Source organism: Pseudomonas sp. NFACC32-1, from assembly GCF_900101215.1.
Classification (GTDB): Bacteria; Pseudomonadota; Gammaproteobacteria; order Pseudomonadales; family Pseudomonadaceae; genus Aquipseudomonas.
On record NZ_FMUL01000011.1, the window covers coordinates 125,559 to 140,316 of the forward strand.

Below are 14,758 nucleotides of genomic sequence, written 5' to 3' on the forward strand. Positions count from 1 at the left end.
GTTCTGCCGATGTGGATACCGTGCGGTGGCGACAGTCCTGTCGTCGCCGCATCGTCGCATCGAAGCCCCGCCAAGCCCAACCTGCCCCGACCAGGATAAAGGAATGAAAGCACTCACCTTCAAACGCTACGGCAGATCGCCCGACATCGGGTTTGCCGAAGTCCCACGCCCCACGCTCAAGCCGGACGAACTGTTGGTCGAGGTTCATGCCGCCGCCTTGAACCCCATCGACAACATGATCATGACCGGCCTGTTCAAGCCGGTGCTCAAGCTCCAGCTACCGGCCGTCATCGGCAGCGACCTGGCCGGGGTCGTCGTGGAGGTGGGCAGCCGCGTGACACGTTTCAAGGTCGGTGACGCCATCTTCGCCAGCCTGTTCGACCGGGGTACCGGGTCACTGGCCGAATTGGCCGCGGTACCCCAGGACGTGGCGGCGCCCAAACCGGCCAACCTGGATTTCGTCCAGGCAGCGTCGATACCCATGGTCGGCCTCACCTCATGGCAAGCCCTGAAGGAACGTGCCCATCTGCAGGCGGGGCAGAACGTCTTCATCCCCGCAGGTTCGGGTGGCATCGGCAGCTTTGCGATCCAGCTGGCCAAACACTTCGGCGCCAAGGTGGCCACCACCACCAGCACGGCAAATGTCCAATGGGTCAGCGACCTGGGGGCCGACGAAGTGCTGGACTATAAACAGCTAGCGTTCGAGACGGTGCTGCGCGGCTACGACAGTGTCCTGGGCACGCTCAGAGGCGACACGATTGAAAAGTCCCTCGAGGTACTCAAGCCGGGAGGCAGGATCGTTTCTCTCGTCGGCCCCCTGGACAAGGCATTCGCCCGCGCCCGCGGGCTCAATTTCTTCCTGGCCTTCGTATTCGGCCTCATGAGCCGCCGCATCATGGGCCTGGCGAAAAAGAAGGGCGTCAGCTATTCGTGTCTTTTCGTCCGTCCCGATGGCGCTCAGCTCGAGGAGATCGGCGGATTGCTCGAGTCGGAGCGCATTCGTCCGGTGATCGACAAGGTCTTTGCCTTCGAACGCGCGACAGAGGCACTGCAATACCTGGCGCAGGGCCGCGCCAAGGGCAAGGTCGTGGTTCAGCTCAAATGAAACCGCCATGGCCTTGGTCTCTCAGCTTTGTGACCATTGACAATATTGGTCACAAGACTAAAACTGGCCTCCCGTCGATCCTGGCCGGCATATGGATCGGTGCGATCCGACGGGCGCCGAATCAGTAATGACGAGGGTCAAATGATCAATTCCAAAGGTCGCAAGCGAATAGTAGTCACGGGAACCGGTATCGTCGGCCCGCTGGGGTGTGGCGTCGAAGAAGTGTGGCGTCGTCTGCTTGACGGGCGCTCGGGCATCCGCAGGCTTCCAGACGAAATGGTCGAGGGCACGGGAATCGCGGTAGGCGGCCAGGTGCCGACGCTGGAAGAAGATGCCGTTGCCGGTTATGCGCCTGACCGGATCATCGCGGCGAAAGAACGCAAGAAGATGGATCGCTTCATCGAATTCGCAATGGTCGCCGCCCATGAAGCACTGGAGCAGGCAGGCTGGCACCCAGCGCAAGCGCACCAGCAAGAGCGCACGGCCACCATCATCGCCTCGGGCGTCGGAGGTTTCGGCGCGATCGCCGAGGCCATTCGCATCACCGACAGCCGCGGCCCTCGCCGGCTGTCCCCGTTCACGGCCCCCTCCTTCCTCGCGAACATGGCGGCAGGCAACGTGTCGATCCAGAACGGTTTCAAGGGCCCTCTCGGTGCTCCGGTGACGGCCTGCGCCGCCGGCGTCCAGGCCATCGGCGACGCAGCCCGCCTCATCGCCAGCGGTGAAGCGGACATCGCCATCTGCGGCGGTACGGAAGCCGCGATGGATCGGGTGACCCTGGGTTGCTTCGCCGCCGCCCGGGCACTGTCCACGCACCCGGCCGAGGCTCCTGAAACCGCCTCGCGCCCGTTCGATCGCGACCGCGATGGTTTTGTCATGGCAGAAGGCGCCGGGCTGCTGGTCATCGAGTCGCTGGAACATGCCCTCGCCCGGGGCGCGACACCCTTGGCGGAACTGGTGGGCTATGGCACAAGCGCCGACGCCTATCACCTCACCGCCGGCCCCGAGGATGGCAACGGTGCAAGACGGGCCATGGAGCAAGCCTTGCGCCAGGCCGATGTGAGCGCAAGCGAAGTCCAGCATATCAACGCCCATGCCACGTCGACCCAGGTGGGCGACAAGGGCGAGCTGGCCGCGATCAGGTCGGTGTTCGGCACCGGCTCAGGCGTGGCGATCACTTCCACGAAATCCGCCACCGGTCACCTGCTTGGCGCCGCCGGAGGCATCGAAGCGATCTTCACGGTATTGGCGCTACGCGACCAGGTCGTGCCACCCACCCTGAACCTGGTCAGCCCCGACGAGGCTGCCGAAGGGCTGGACCTGGTTGGCCTCGATGCGCGGAAAATGCCCCTGACCTATGCCTTGTCCAATGGCTTTGGATTCGGCGGGGTGAATGCCAGCGTATTGTTCCGCCGCTGGGAAGCCACACCATGATGGCCGAACCGCGAACGCCTTCGCTGCAACCAGCCGAGGGCGGGACTGCGGGAACCCTCGTCGCGTCTTCCGCCCCCGGGCAGCCGATACTGAGCGCCAGGATCGTGGTGCTGCTGGCCGGCCTTGCCGCCATCAGCATCCTGTCCACCAACATCATCCTCCCGGCCTTTGCCGACATCGGGCAGGAACTCGGCGTGCCGACCCGGGCGCTGGGCCTGACCCTCTCCAGTTTCTTCATCACCTTCGCCTTGGCCCAACTCATCGTCGGGCCGCTGGCGGATCGGTACGGACGCAAGAAACTGGTACTGGGCGGTTTGTCCCTGTTCGTGGCGGGCACGGCTGTCGCGGGTTTCGCCACCACCCTGGAAACGCTCCTGCTCGGGCGTATTATCCAGGCCCTGGGCGTTTGTGCGGCGGCGGTGCTTTCCCGTGCCATCGCCCGCGATCTGTTCGAAGGCGAGAACCTGGCCCGGGCCTTGTCGCTGACGATGATCGCCACGGCAGCCGCGCCAGGGTTCTCGCCGCTGATCGGTAGCCTGCTGACCTCGACGCTGGGCTGGCGGGCGATCTTCGCCCTGGTCGCTCTGGCGGCCATCGCCATTGCGATCTTCTATGCCCGTGGCCTGGGGGAGACACACCCGCCCGAGCGCCGGGCCCCGCATTCGCCGCTGAGTGTCCTGCGGGCCTATGGCGGCTTGCTGCGCGACCGCCGGTTCGTGCTTCCCGCCGTGTCGGTGAGCCTGTTGATGAGCGGGCTGTTCGCCTCGTTCGGCGCCGCCCCGGCGATCCTGATGAGCGGGATCGGCCTGACATCCCTGGAAGCCGGGCTGTACTTCGCGGCCACTGTGTTCGTCGTGTTCGCGGCGGGCATGGCGGCCCCGCACCTGGCTCGACGCTACGGCAGCCGGAAGATCACAGCCCTGGGCTTCGCCACGGCCCTGGCGGGCGGACTGGTGCTCATCGTCGGTCCCGCCGATCCGGGCCTGGCCTGGTATTCCCTGTCGATGGTGATTTTCCTGTGGGGCATGGGCCTCGCCAACCCTCTGGGAACAGCCATCACCCTGAACCCTTTCGGTAAAGAGGCCGGGCTGGCGTCCGCGCTGCTTGGCTTCCTGACCATGGGGGCGTCGGCGGTAACCACCTGGCTGGGGTCCGCATCGGACTTCGCCCCCGTCACCACCCTGGGTGTCACACAGGCCAGCGTCTGCCTGGTGGCGATCATCCTGTTTCTCTTCACCCATCGCACCTGAGCGGCAATCACCGCTCACCCGTGCCCTTGCTCGAAAAAGAACGATACGGATGACGTTCGGCCTCATCGAGCAAGGCGGGTGGATTGTGCGGGGAACTCGAGCACTGGAATCCCCACGCTCGACTTGCGGATAAAAATCCTGGGTTCTGTAAGAAAAGCCTTGAGACGAAGGTCAGGCGAGGCTGTTTTCAACGCAGCATGAGCGAGTATCAAGGCCTCTCGTACAGAGCCTAGATAAAGACCGCCACGGTCTGGCGTGCCCAAAGCACCCTGCGGCCGCTCTCGTCCCAGATTTCCATGTCTTGCAGGGAATAACCTTCCAGGGCCTGTCGGCTGAAGGCATTGATCAGGAACCAACGGCCAGCGGTCGCAGGCTGGGGCAAGTCGATCATCCATGACGCGGAACTGATGGCAGCCGGCTCGGTGAAGCAGGTCATGGCCGCAGGTGGCAGGCTGTCAGCCAATGCAATCAAGGCGACAGCCGGATCCACGCCTTGCGCATCCAGGTGGCGCACCCACATCAGCAACTCGGGATGGTCGGCTCCGGTCATCGGAAGGGAGCCTCCCGCCGGGCGCATTTCGAAATTGAAGGCACATGCCGGGGCAATCTGCCTGTCCAGATGCAACACCGGGTATCGGGTTGGCCCCGCGACGGCCGGGCGTCCCCATGCCTCATGGACGATCCGGCTGGTGCGGGGCAAGGCGAACGACAGCGTTGTACGCAGCGCCAGGTCATTACCCGACATGCAATCCACCGCGACCGAGGTCATCGAGCGACCACGGCGCAAGACGCTGGTGTTGAATGTCTGGGCATCCGTCACCGGGCCGATGAAGGAAACCTGCGCCGATTTGAAGGGCGGCAGGTCCGCGCCGGTCTCGAGCAACACTGTCTGCAGCGACAAGGCCGCGGACAAACCGCCGAAGACCGTTCGGCCCTGGCGCCAGTTGTCCGCTGCCACGAACGGTGCAGCGGGATCGAACCGCTGGATGACCCCGGCCAACGAACTCATGCGGATCTCCTCTTTTCACGCACACGGACCGTTCAGCGCGATACGGCGTGCGCCTCCAGGACGGGTTGGTGGGCAGGCCCGGGCTTGATCTTGAACCAGAGCGAATACATCGCAGGCAGAAATATCAGGGTCAGCACGGTACCGGCGAAGGTCCCGCCGATCAGCGTGTAGGCCAGCGTTCCCCAGAACACCGAATGGGTCAGCGGAATGAATGCCAGCATCGCCGCCAGCGCGGTGAGGATCACCGGTCGCGCACGTTGCACCGTGGCTTCGACCACCGCGTCGTAAGGCGACAGGCCGGCCTGTTCGTTCACGTGGATCTGGCCGATGAGGATCAGGGTGTTGCGCATCAGGATGCCCGACAGCGCAATCAGGCCCACCAGGGCGTTGATGCCGAACGGCTGCTGGAACAGCAGCAGGATCGGCACCACGCCGATCAACCCCAGGGGCGCGGTGGCGAACACCATCAGCATGGCCGACATCGAGCGTACCTGGACGATGATGGTCAGCAGCATCAGCGCGATCATGATCGGGAACAGGGGCAGCAATGCCTTGTTCGCCTTTCCCGACTCCTCGACAGCCCCGGCCATCTGGATCCGGTAGCCGGGCGGCAGTCGCTCGATGATCGGTTGCAGCTGAGCCATGACCGCATTGGACACATCCGGCGGCTGGAGCCCTTCGGCGACGTCGCCGCGCACGGTGATGGTGGGCGTACGGTCACGGCGGCGCAGGAGCGAATCCTCCATGCGCGTCCCCACCGTGCCGACCTGCAACAGCGAGACTCGCTGGCCCTGGGCACCGGTCAAGGTGAAGGCACCGATCTGCGACGGATCCAGGCGCGTGTCGCCTGCCGAACGCGCGATCACCTGGACCGAACGGATATCCTCGCGAACCTGCGTGACGGGGGCGCCAGTGAGCAAAAACTGAAGTTGCTGGGCAACGTCCGTGGAAGTCAGGCCGAAAGCCTGCAGGCGATCCTGGTCCAGGGTGAGGTGCAACGTCGGGACACGTTCGCCCATGTCCGTATTGACGGTTCTCATCATCGGGCTGGCGGCCATTACTTCGCGCACTTGCGCGGCGATATCGCGCAGCACAGCGCGGTCCGGGCCCATGACCCGGAAGGCCACCGGGAACGGCGAATAAGGACCGAACACCAACTGGGTCACACGAACCCGGGCTTCAGGGGCCAGGCCGTCGGCCGCCGCTTGTCGAAGCCGTAGCTTCAGCGCGTCACGCTCTTCCTGGCTGGCGGTCAGGACAACGATTTTGGCGAACGAAGGATCAGGCAGTTCCGGTGCCATCGCCAGATAGAAACGCGGTGCGCCCTGTCCTATGTAGGCCGTGACGATGCGTGCTTCCGGCTGTTTCGCCAGCCAGGCCTCCACCTTGGCCGTGGCCGCATCGGTCTGTTCGATCGAGGTGCCGTAGGGCATCTGCACCTCCACCAGTACCTCGGGCCGGTCCGAGGTCGGGAAGAACTGCTTCTTCACCACCCCCATGCCCAGCACCGCCACGACGAACAGGCCGACGACGGATAACGCGACCAGGCCCTTGCGGCGAATGACACCACCCAGCAGGCGCCTGAAACGCTGGTAACGAGGCGTACCGTAGATAGCGGCGTGGCCGCCCTCCGGGGCCTTGATCGAAGGCAACAGCCTGACCCCCAGGTACGGCGTGAACACCACCGCGACGACCCACGAGGTGATCAGGGCAATGCCGACGATCCAGAACATGTTGGCGGTGTACTCACCCGCCGTGGACTTGGCAAAACCGTTGGGCATGAAGCCGATCGCCGTGACCAGCGTGCCCGACAACATGGGCGCCGCGGTATGGCTCCAGGCATAGGCGCTGGCCTTGATCCGGTCATAGCCCTCCTCCATTTTCACCACCATCATCTCGATGGCGATGATGGCGTCGTCCACCAGCAGCCCCAACGCCAGGATCAGCGAGCCCAGGGTGATCCGGTCGAAATCCTTGCCCGTCGCAGCCATCACGATGAAGACCGCGGCGAGGGTCAACGGCACCGCCGCCGCGACGACAATGCCCACGCGCCAGCCCATGCTCAGGAAGCACACCAGCAGCACCACGCCCAGGGCGGCGAAGAACTTGACCATGAATTCATTGACGGACGCGCTGATGTTGACCGCCTGATCCGTGACCTTGGTCAGCGTCAGGCCCAAGGGCATCTGCTCATTGATGGCCGTCGCCTCGGCATCGAGCGCCTTCCCCAGGTCGAGGCCGTTCCAGCCGTCGCGCATGACCACGCCCAGCAGCAGGGCCGGCTCGCCGTTATTGCGTACCAGGAAGGTGGCGGGGTCTTCATAACCGCGCCGGACTTCGGCCACATCGGACAGCTTCAGGGTCCTGCCCTGCACCACCAGCGGCGTATCGCGGATCTTCTGCAAGTCATCGAATGCGCCGTCCAGGCGGATGAAGACCTGGGGCCCCTTCGCTTCCACCGAACCGGCCGGCGTCATCAGGTTCTGGGCATTGAGCGCGTTGAAAATGTCCCGGGCAGAGATACCCAGCGTCGCCAGGTGCTCGTACGACAGCTCGACATAGATCCGCTCGGCCTGCTCGCCAATGATATTGACCTTCTTGACACCCGCCACATGCAGCAGGCGCTGGCGCAGGCCTTCGGCCTCCCGCACCAGCCTGCGCTGCGGTTCGCCCTTGGCCTTCAGGGCATAAAGGGCGAAGGTGACGTCGGCATACTCGTCGTTGACCATCGGGCCGATCACACCCGGCGGCAAGCCGTTCTCTTCATCATGAATCTTCTTGCGCGCCTGGTAGAACTCGTCCGCGACAGCCGAAGGCGGTGTGCTATCGAGCAGGTAGACGGTGGTGAAAGCCAGCCCCGGACGGGTGAAGGTTTCGGTGCGGTCGTACCAGCGCAGTTCCTGCATGCGCTTTTCCAGCTTCTCGACGACTTGATCCTGCATCTCCTGGGCCGTCGCACCGGGCCAGGCCGTGATCACGGTCATCTGCTTGATGGTGAATGCCGGGTCTTCCGCACGCCCAAGCTTGAAGAAAGCGTAGAGCCCGCCGATGGAAATCAGCAGGATCAGGAACAGCGTGATCGAGCGCTCCCGCACCGCCAGTGCCGACAGATTGAAGCCACTCATCGAGCCACCTCAGCCACAGGCGTGCGAAGGCTGACGGGCGACTCGGACCTGACCTGCTGCCCCTCGCTCAGAAGATGGGCACCCAGCGCAACGATGCGCTCACCGGCCTGCAGCGCGCCTGTCACCCGAGCGGTCTCGGCATTGTTCAAGGCCTGGATCGTGACGGGTCGCCAGGTCACCTGCCCCGGGTCGCCGGCCACGACCCAGACACCCGGGCCTTTTCCGGCATCATGGAGGGCGGCGATGGGTACTTGCACGTCATTGCCGTTGGCCGCCTGGCCATCGGCGATCGCCACCGTGATGGTCGAACCCAGGGTTGCGTTGGCCAGCGCGCCGTCCAATACGTAGCGCGCCTCGAATGTCCGGGTCTGCCGGTCCGCCGAATCGGACAACTGGCGCAGGTAGGCGCTGGCACCGCTGCGGTGCTGGCCATAACGCTCGACCGTCGCCGGCGAGCCCAGCGCCGGGCGCAGCGTTTCGGGCAACTGGATCACCGCCTCGCGCTGGCCCGAATGGGCGACGCGCACCACCACCTGGCCCGCACTGACGACCTGCCCGGGCTCGGCCAGGGTGTCGACCACCACCCCATCGGCATCGGCCACCAAGGTCGAATAGCTCGTCGCATTGGCTGCCACATCGGCCTCGGCCTGGGCCGCGTTGAGCTGGGCCTTGGCCGAATCGGCGGTCGCCTTGATCGCTGCATAGGCTGAAGCGGACACCGCTCCGATCGACACCAGGTCACGGTAGCGAAGTTCATCGTCAGCGGCCTGGCGGGCCCGTGCCGTGGCTGCCAGCACTGCCTGCTGCTGTGCACGGGCGGCCAGCCTCAAGTCATTGGCATCGATGCGCATCAGCGGCTGCCCGCGCTTGACGCTCTGGCCGGTATCCACCAGCCGCTCCAGCACTTTGCCGGAGACCCGGAAACCGAGGTCACTCTGCACCCGTGCCGCGACGATACCGGTGAATACCCGTTTCGCGGGATCGGCCGGCTGCACCACTTCGACCCGTACGAGAGGCGTTTGCAGGCGCGGATCGGGCGGCGCGGTCTCACTGCAGGCCACCAGGGCACATGACAACAAACCAAGCAGCATGAATGACAGGGAATGGCGCGGGATCATAACGACCTCTCGATAGCGGATGCGTTATGCTCATTCAAGTGACCAATTCTGTCAATGGTCACAAAACATCGACAAGGAAGAGCTTCCTGCCCGTCAGCAAAGGCGAAGGTTCATGAATGGGACTGGAACGGGCGATGGATGCCAGCGCACCCACCGCCGCGCCTTATGGCATCAGGCTGCGCAGGATCAGGTTGGAGATCAGGGTGGGGGCTTGCTCGACGTAGTCGAGGTTGTACTGCAATAACAGCGGGTTGGTGAACGGACGCAGCGACAGATGGATCGCCTCGACGGTTTCGTCCAGGGGGGTCTTGCGCTCGAACTCACCCGATTCCCGCCCTTCGCGCACGATATCCAGCACGAAGCGCCTGATCCGGGCGCTATAGACCTGCGAGCTGGGCCAGCGCTCCATCGCGGAAAACGCCGCGATGTCGTAGAGCTTGCGCTCATTGAAAAACAGGCTCACGCCCGTCTCGACCAGGGCCTTGACCAGGCGCCGCAGACGTTCGGTGCTGGACAGGCCTTCAACCTCGATGGCCTGTTCCACCGCGTCGACGATCTTCCCCAGGCAGTTGGAGCAGATGGCTTCGCCGATCGCCTGCTTGGAGTCGAAGAATTTGTAGATATAGGCCTTGGAAAAGCCGATGGCCTTGGCCAGGTCGGACACCGTGGTCTTGCCGTAGCCATACTGGCTGAAGTGCTCGTTGGCCGCCGCGACGATCTGGTCTCGAATGTCGTGATCGGCAGGTCCGCGAACGCTGGGCGATGGGGGGGATGGCTGGTTCATGGGGGCCAGCTTACTCATCCCGGGCCAGCTTGACAACTTGTGACCAAATCGTAATATCGTCACAAACCCCTCCCCTTTGCGAAGGTATTGCATGCCCCCTACTCCCCGTTTTGCCGTCATGCTGTGCTTCGGTATGGTCGCGGGCTGCGCGGCAGGTCCCGACTACTCCGAGCCCGACCTGCAATTGCCGGCGCATTTTTCCACCCAGGCGCCCGCACCGGGGCCGGATAGCGTTGCAAGAACCGACCTCGCCCGTTGGTGGGGCGCGTTCAACGACCCGCTCCTGAACCAGCTGGTTCGCCAGGCACTCGAGCAGAACCTGGACCTGGCCCAGGCCAGCGCAAGGATCGAACAGGCTCGCGCCGGACTGGGCGCCGCCAACGCAGCGCTGCTGCCGTCGGCCACCGTCGATGCCCAGGCCGTCCGGTCTCGCCAATCTTTGGAGACGCCGCTGGGCCAGGTGTTGAATTCAACCCCCTCCTACAACCGTTATGGCAACGCCTATGAGGCAAACTTGAACGCGGGCTGGGAACTCGACATCTCCGGTGGGCTGCGCCGCGGCAAAGAGGCCGCCCTGGCCGAGTACCAGGCCTCCCAGGCCGCAGCAGTGGCGACCCGCCTGGCGGTCGTGGCGCAAACGGCGGACCTCTATGTCAGCATCCGCGGCCTGCAGACACGCCTGGACATCGCCCGGCAGCAAGTCAAGACCCGGGAACAGCTTCTTTCCACCATCGAGCACTTGTATGCAAAGGGCCTGGCGCCCGAATTGCAGTTGCACCAGACCCAAGGATCGCTGACCCAGGCCCAGGCCAGCGTACCGGTCCTGCAAGCGGGCCTCGATGCAGCCATGAACGCACTGGACGTCCTGCTGGGCAAGCCACCGGGCACCTACCGCGGACAGTTCACCGAACCTGGCGCCATTCCGGGCGTGCCGAACCTGGCGGACATGGGCGCCGTGGCCGATCTCTTGCGGCGACGCCCGGACCTGATCGTCGCCGAGCGTCGCCTTGCGGCAGCCAACGCACGCATCGGGCAAGCCACTTCCGAGTACTACCCGAAACTCTCCCTGGGTGCGTTGCTGGGCACTGCCACGGCGGTGTCCAGTGGCAACCTGTTCAGCAATGACGCCAGCCAGGCTTCGGCGGTGCTGGGATTGCGCTGGAGACTGTTCGACTTCGCCCGCATCGATGCCCAGATCGACTTGGCGAAAGGCCAGGAAGCCGAAGCCCTGGCGGCCTATCGGCAGTCCGTCCTGCGGGCTTGCGAAGATGTCGAAACCTCCCTCTCGGCCTTGATCAATCGACAGCAACAGTCGATTCACCTGGTCCAGGGCGAATCCGCCTATGCCAAGGCTCGCTCGACCTCATTCGCAGCCTATGAGAAAGGCGTGGTCAGCCTGATCGAAGTGCTGGACGCCGACGAGCACCTCCTGGCGGCGGCGGATGGCAGGGCCCAGGCGCAAACCGAATCGGCTCGCGCCGCGATCGCCACCTTCAAGGCACTGGGTGGAGGCTGGCAACACGACGGCGTCGATGCCCGTTTCATTTCGAAAGCCCCCTGAGGGAACGCGGCACGACAACGCCCAGCGGTGCGGGCTGTGGCCTCAAGACCGATCATCAAGCCTTGACCATCAGTTCTCGCCGCGCCTGCGCGATCCCGTGCAGCAGCTCGATCACCCAGTCGATGAATACCCGTACCCGGGGCGAGAGCTGGCGGTGCGGCGGGTACACCACCGAAATCGGCCAGGCCGGTACGGCAAAGGCCTGCAGCACCTCCACCAGACGCCCCTCGGCCAGTTGCCGTTGCACGTGGTACCGCGGGGCCTGGATCAGGCCAAAGCCGGCTTCACACGCCGTCACGTAGGCATCGGCATTGTTGACCGTCAGCTCACCCGGCACTTGCCACTCACGCACCTGCCCTGCCATCTCGAATTCGAACGGGAAATACCGTCCATTGCCCGCCCCGAAGCTGACAGCGCGATGTTCCGCCAGATCCTCCAGCCGGCGCGGCGTGCCGGAACGGGCGAGATAGTCCGGGCTGGCGCACGTCAACTGGCTCAAGCGTACGACCGGCCGCGCCACCAGCGCCTGGTCCGTGATATTGCCGGCCCGGATAGCACAATCCACCCCTTCGCGCTGCAGGTGCACCTGGTGGTCATGAAAGCCCAGGTCCAATCGCAACAGCGGGTATCGCTGATAGAAGTCTTGCAGGTGCGGCAGGATCCAGGTGCAGCCAAAGGCAATCGGCATGTCCACTTTCAACGTGCCGCGAGGCTGACTGCGTTGCGCCGACATCGAGCCTTCCAGATCGTCCAGATCGTCCAACAGCTGGCCGCAACGCTGATAGTAGGCCTCGCCGTCGAGTGTCGCCCGCACCTGCCGGGTGGTGCGCTGGAGCAATTGCACCCCCAGGTGCGCTTCCAGTTGCTGGATCAACAGGCTGACCGTGGCCCGTGGCAATCCCAGATCGTCCGCAGCCTTGCCAAAACCGCCCAGCTCGACGATACGTCGGAACACTTGCATTGCCTGTAACCGGTCCATCTTCGCGCCTCATTATTCGTGATTCACGAATAGTTAAACCAAATATCGCCACTTTATCCACTTCACTGTTCGCCGGAAACTGAACGGGTCATCCATGAACCAGGAGTCAATCTTATGAAGACCCGCCAATTAGGCCAGCAAGGCCCCTTCGTTTCCGCCATCGGCCTGGGCTGCATGGGCATGTCGGATTTCTACACCACGGGCGTGGACGAACCAGAGGCCATCGCCACCCTGCATCGTGCGCTGGAACTGGGAGTGACGCTGTTCGACACGGCTGACATGTATGGGCCGTACACCAATGAGGAGTTGCTCGGTCGTGCCCTGCGCGGCAAGCGCGAGGGCATCTGCCTGGCGAGCAAGTTCGGCCTGGTGCGCAGCGACGATCCCCATGCCCGGGGCGTCAATGGTCGCCCCGAATACGTCAGGCAATCGGTCGAAGGCAGCCTCAGGCGCCTCGGCACCGATTATCTCGACCTGTACTACCAGCACCGCATTGACCCGCAGGTCCCGGTCGAGGAGACGGTCGGCGCCATGGCCGAACTGGTCAGGGCCGGCAAGGTGCGCCACATCGGCATTTGCGAAGCCAGCGCCGAAACCATCCGCAGGGCCCATGGGGTGCATCCCCTGGCGGCGGTCCAGAGCGAATACTCGTTATGGTCCCGCGACCCGCAACACAACGACGTGCTGGAGACATGCCGACGCCTGGGCATCGCGTTCGTTGCCTACAGCCCTTTGGGCCGTGGTTTCCTGACAGGGGAATTGAAGAGCCCAGACGACTTCGCCGCCGATGACTATCGCCGCTTCAGCCCACGGTTCCAGGCAGACAATTTCAATCGCAACCTGGCGCTGGTGGATCGGGTCAAGTCCATGGCCGCGAGCAAGGGCATCAGCGCTTCGCAACTGGCCCTGGCCTGGGTACTGGCCCAGGGCGAACATGTGATCCCTATCCCGGGCACCAAGCAACGCAAATACCTGGAAAGCAACGTGGCGGCGGCAGCGGTCGCATTGAGTGCTGCCGAACTGGGCCAGCTCGATGAGATTTTCGGCGCCGAAGGCGTGGTCGCGGGTGAGCGGTACGGTGCCCAGACGATGAGCTTGCTCAATGGTTGAACCGCCTTCGCGGGCAAGCCCGTTCTGTCTGGGGGTGGGCTGTCATTTGGCCGGGATGCTTTGTGAGAGCGGGCAAGCCCGCTCCCTACAGGCGACCGTCGTGCCAGGCTCTGTACGAACGTATTGAGACGAAGGTCAGGCAGTTTTCAACGCTGCCTGAACGAGCATCAAGGCTTTTCGTACAGAGCCTAGCGGCGCTGGGCCTGCTTATGGGCATACATGGCCGCGTCCGCATCGGCCAGCAGGGTGTCGATGGACCCATGGCGCTGCGGCTGATACTCGATCTGGCCCACGCTGAAGCGGATGTCATAGCCGCGCTGCAGCATCGCATTGCGCTCATCCAGGATTTCCTGGAGCCGCGCCATGATCGACGTGATTTCCACATGAGAAGCCCCGGTGAGCAACGCCACGAACTCATCCCCGCCCAAACGGCCGATCACGTCGCTTTCGCGAAAGGCGATGCGCAGCACGTCGGCGAAGGTCTTCAGGGCATGGTCGCCCTCGGCATGGCCGAAACGGTCGTTGACGGCCTTGAACTCGTTGAGATCGAAGAACAGCAATGTCGCCGGGCGCCCCAAGCGATCACACACACTCAAGGCATGCTGGGCCAGGGTCTTGAACCCGCGTCGGTTGGACAGCAAGGTCAGTTCGTCCATGCTCGCCATCTGCACGGCGATCAATTCCTGCTCGGCCATGCGAGCCAGGTCGCGCAGTAATTGGCGCTCCTCGCCATCGAGCTTGCGCGGCCGGGTGTCGATCAGGCACAACGTGCCCAGCTTGCTTCCATCTTCCAGCCCCAACGGTTGCCCGGCATAAAAGCGAATGCCCGGCTCACTTACGACCAGCGGATTGTCGCTGAACCGCTCATCCTGCTCCGCATCGCAGATCTCCAGGATCTGGTCCTGCAGAATCGCGTGCCCGCAGAAAGAAATCTCCCGCGGTGATTGGCTCGCATCCAGCCCGGCGTTGGACTTGAACCACTGGCGATTGGCGTCCACCAGGGACACCAGCGCAATGGGCACGTCGAACAGGCGTCGGGCCAGTCGGGTCAACCGGTCGAACCGCTCCTCGGGCGCGGTGTCGAGCAGCTTGAGCGCTTGCAGATTCTTGAGGCGGGTAGCTTCGTTGTCAGGTTTACCTGGCGCGAGCATTGGAAACTCCATTGGCGGGACTTTTCGCAGTCTGGTCCAGGAGCAGTCTAGTCCAGCCCGTCGCCCCTTCCACCGCCGACCCAGCCGAACGGTAAATCCCGCGGATATCTACGGGCCAAGCCCTGGCCCTGT

General features: G+C 64.1%; 11 protein-coding genes. 5 read left to right on the plus strand and 6 right to left on the minus strand.

Annotated elements, in window-relative coordinates; translation table 11 throughout:
- Nucleotides 1–103: 103 nt before the first annotated feature.
- From BLP99_RS17580 to BLP99_RS17590, 3 genes are all read left to right on the plus strand, one after another.
- A complete protein-coding gene (locus tag BLP99_RS17580) occupies nucleotides 104–1,105 on the plus strand; it encodes an NADP-dependent oxidoreductase (protein WP_092181230.1) in 1,002 nt (333 codons plus the stop codon).
- Between the two features lie 141 nt (nucleotides 1,106–1,246).
- Nucleotides 1,247–2,539 (plus strand): beta-ketoacyl-ACP synthase II, encoded by a 1,293-nt coding sequence (gene fabF / locus BLP99_RS17585; RefSeq protein WP_072396442.1) that lies wholly within the window; start codon nucleotides 1,247–1,249, stop codon nucleotides 2,537–2,539.
- Nucleotides 2,539–3,789, plus strand: a complete 1,251-nt coding sequence (locus BLP99_RS17590; RefSeq protein WP_092181273.1) for a multidrug effflux MFS transporter — start codon at nucleotides 2,539–2,541, stop codon at nucleotides 3,787–3,789. The genes fabF and BLP99_RS17590 overlap by 1 nt, the downstream gene beginning before the upstream one ends.
- A 229-nt stretch (nucleotides 3,790–4,018) precedes the next feature.
- On the opposite strand, the gene BLP99_RS17595 is transcribed toward BLP99_RS17590, so the two are convergent.
- The 4 genes from BLP99_RS17595 to BLP99_RS17610 form a co-directional block, all read right to left on the minus strand.
- On the minus strand, nucleotides 4,019–4,798 hold the full coding sequence (locus BLP99_RS17595; protein ID WP_072458994.1) for a thioesterase family protein: 780 nt from the start codon (nucleotides 4,796–4,798) through the stop codon (nucleotides 4,019–4,021).
- 32 nt (nucleotides 4,799–4,830) lie between these two features.
- Entirely contained in the window at nucleotides 4,831–7,923 is a 3,093-nt protein-coding gene (locus BLP99_RS17600) for an efflux RND transporter permease subunit (RefSeq protein WP_072458995.1), read from the minus strand.
- A complete protein-coding gene (locus tag BLP99_RS17605) occupies nucleotides 7,920–9,041 on the minus strand; it encodes an efflux RND transporter periplasmic adaptor subunit (RefSeq protein ID WP_072396436.1) in 1,122 nt (373 codons plus the stop codon). Before BLP99_RS17605 ends, BLP99_RS17600 begins: the two co-directional genes overlap by 4 nt.
- Nucleotides 9,042–9,204: 163 nt before the next feature.
- Nucleotides 9,205–9,825, minus strand: a complete 621-nt coding sequence (locus BLP99_RS17610; protein ID WP_072396434.1) for a TetR/AcrR family transcriptional regulator — start codon at nucleotides 9,823–9,825, stop codon at nucleotides 9,205–9,207.
- A 91-nt stretch (nucleotides 9,826–9,916) separates the two neighbouring features.
- Here BLP99_RS17610 and BLP99_RS17615 point away from each other — a divergent pair, with 91 nt between their 5' ends.
- Nucleotides 9,917–11,386, plus strand: a complete 1,470-nt coding sequence (locus BLP99_RS17615) for an efflux transporter outer membrane subunit (protein WP_072396423.1) — start codon at nucleotides 9,917–9,919, stop codon at nucleotides 11,384–11,386.
- Between the two features lie 55 nt (nucleotides 11,387–11,441).
- Here BLP99_RS17615 and BLP99_RS17620 read toward each other — a convergent pair whose 3' ends face one another.
- Nucleotides 11,442–12,365: a LysR family transcriptional regulator gene (locus BLP99_RS17620; protein WP_072396421.1), complete on the minus strand. Its 924-nt coding sequence runs from the start codon at nucleotides 12,363–12,365 to the stop codon at nucleotides 11,442–11,444.
- A gap of 114 nt (nucleotides 12,366–12,479) precedes the next feature.
- Between BLP99_RS17620 and BLP99_RS17625 the strand changes: the two genes are divergently transcribed.
- Nucleotides 12,480–13,475: an aldo/keto reductase gene (locus BLP99_RS17625; protein ID WP_072396419.1), complete on the plus strand. Its 996-nt coding sequence runs from the start codon at nucleotides 12,480–12,482 to the stop codon at nucleotides 13,473–13,475.
- Nucleotides 13,476–13,663: 188 nt separating this feature from the next.
- Here BLP99_RS17625 and BLP99_RS17630 read toward each other — a convergent pair whose 3' ends face one another.
- Nucleotides 13,664–14,626 (minus strand): sensor domain-containing diguanylate cyclase, encoded by a 963-nt coding sequence (locus tag BLP99_RS17630; RefSeq protein ID WP_072396408.1) that lies wholly within the window; start codon nucleotides 14,624–14,626, stop codon nucleotides 13,664–13,666.
- Nucleotides 14,627–14,758: the final 132 nt, after the last annotated feature.

What these genes read in the sequence shown, in the direction of transcription:
- BLP99_RS17590 (WP_092181273.1), top strand. Translation starts at nt 2,539, where the DNA reads ATGGCCGAACCGCGAACGCCTTCGCTGCAACCAGCCGAGGGCGGGACT.
- BLP99_RS17630 (WP_072396408.1), bottom strand. Translation starts at nt 14,626, where the DNA reads ATGCTCGCGCCAGGTAAACCTGACAACGAAGCTACCCGCCTCAAGAAT.
- BLP99_RS17620 (WP_072396421.1), bottom strand. Translation starts at nt 12,365, where the DNA reads ATGGACCGGTTACAGGCAATGCAAGTGTTCCGACGTATCGTCGAGCTG.
- BLP99_RS17600 (WP_072458995.1), bottom strand. Translation starts at nt 7,923, where the DNA reads ATGAGTGGCTTCAATCTGTCGGCACTGGCGGTGCGGGAGCGCTCGATC.
- BLP99_RS17615 (WP_072396423.1), top strand. Translation starts at nt 9,917, where the DNA reads ATGCCCCCTACTCCCCGTTTTGCCGTCATGCTGTGCTTCGGTATGGTC.
- BLP99_RS17595 (WP_072458994.1), bottom strand. Translation starts at nt 4,798, where the DNA reads ATGAGTTCGTTGGCCGGGGTCATCCAGCGGTTCGATCCCGCTGCACCG.
- BLP99_RS17625 (WP_072396419.1), top strand. Translation starts at nt 12,480, where the DNA reads ATGAAGACCCGCCAATTAGGCCAGCAAGGCCCCTTCGTTTCCGCCATC.
- BLP99_RS17580 (WP_092181230.1), top strand. Translation starts at nt 104, where the DNA reads ATGAAAGCACTCACCTTCAAACGCTACGGCAGATCGCCCGACATCGGG.
- BLP99_RS17610 (WP_072396434.1), bottom strand. Translation starts at nt 9,825, where the DNA reads ATGAACCAGCCATCCCCCCCATCGCCCAGCGTTCGCGGACCTGCCGAT.
- fabF (WP_072396442.1), top strand. Translation starts at nt 1,247, where the DNA reads ATGATCAATTCCAAAGGTCGCAAGCGAATAGTAGTCACGGGAACCGGT.
- BLP99_RS17605 (WP_072396436.1), bottom strand. Translation starts at nt 9,041, where the DNA reads ATGATCCCGCGCCATTCCCTGTCATTCATGCTGCTTGGTTTGTTGTCA.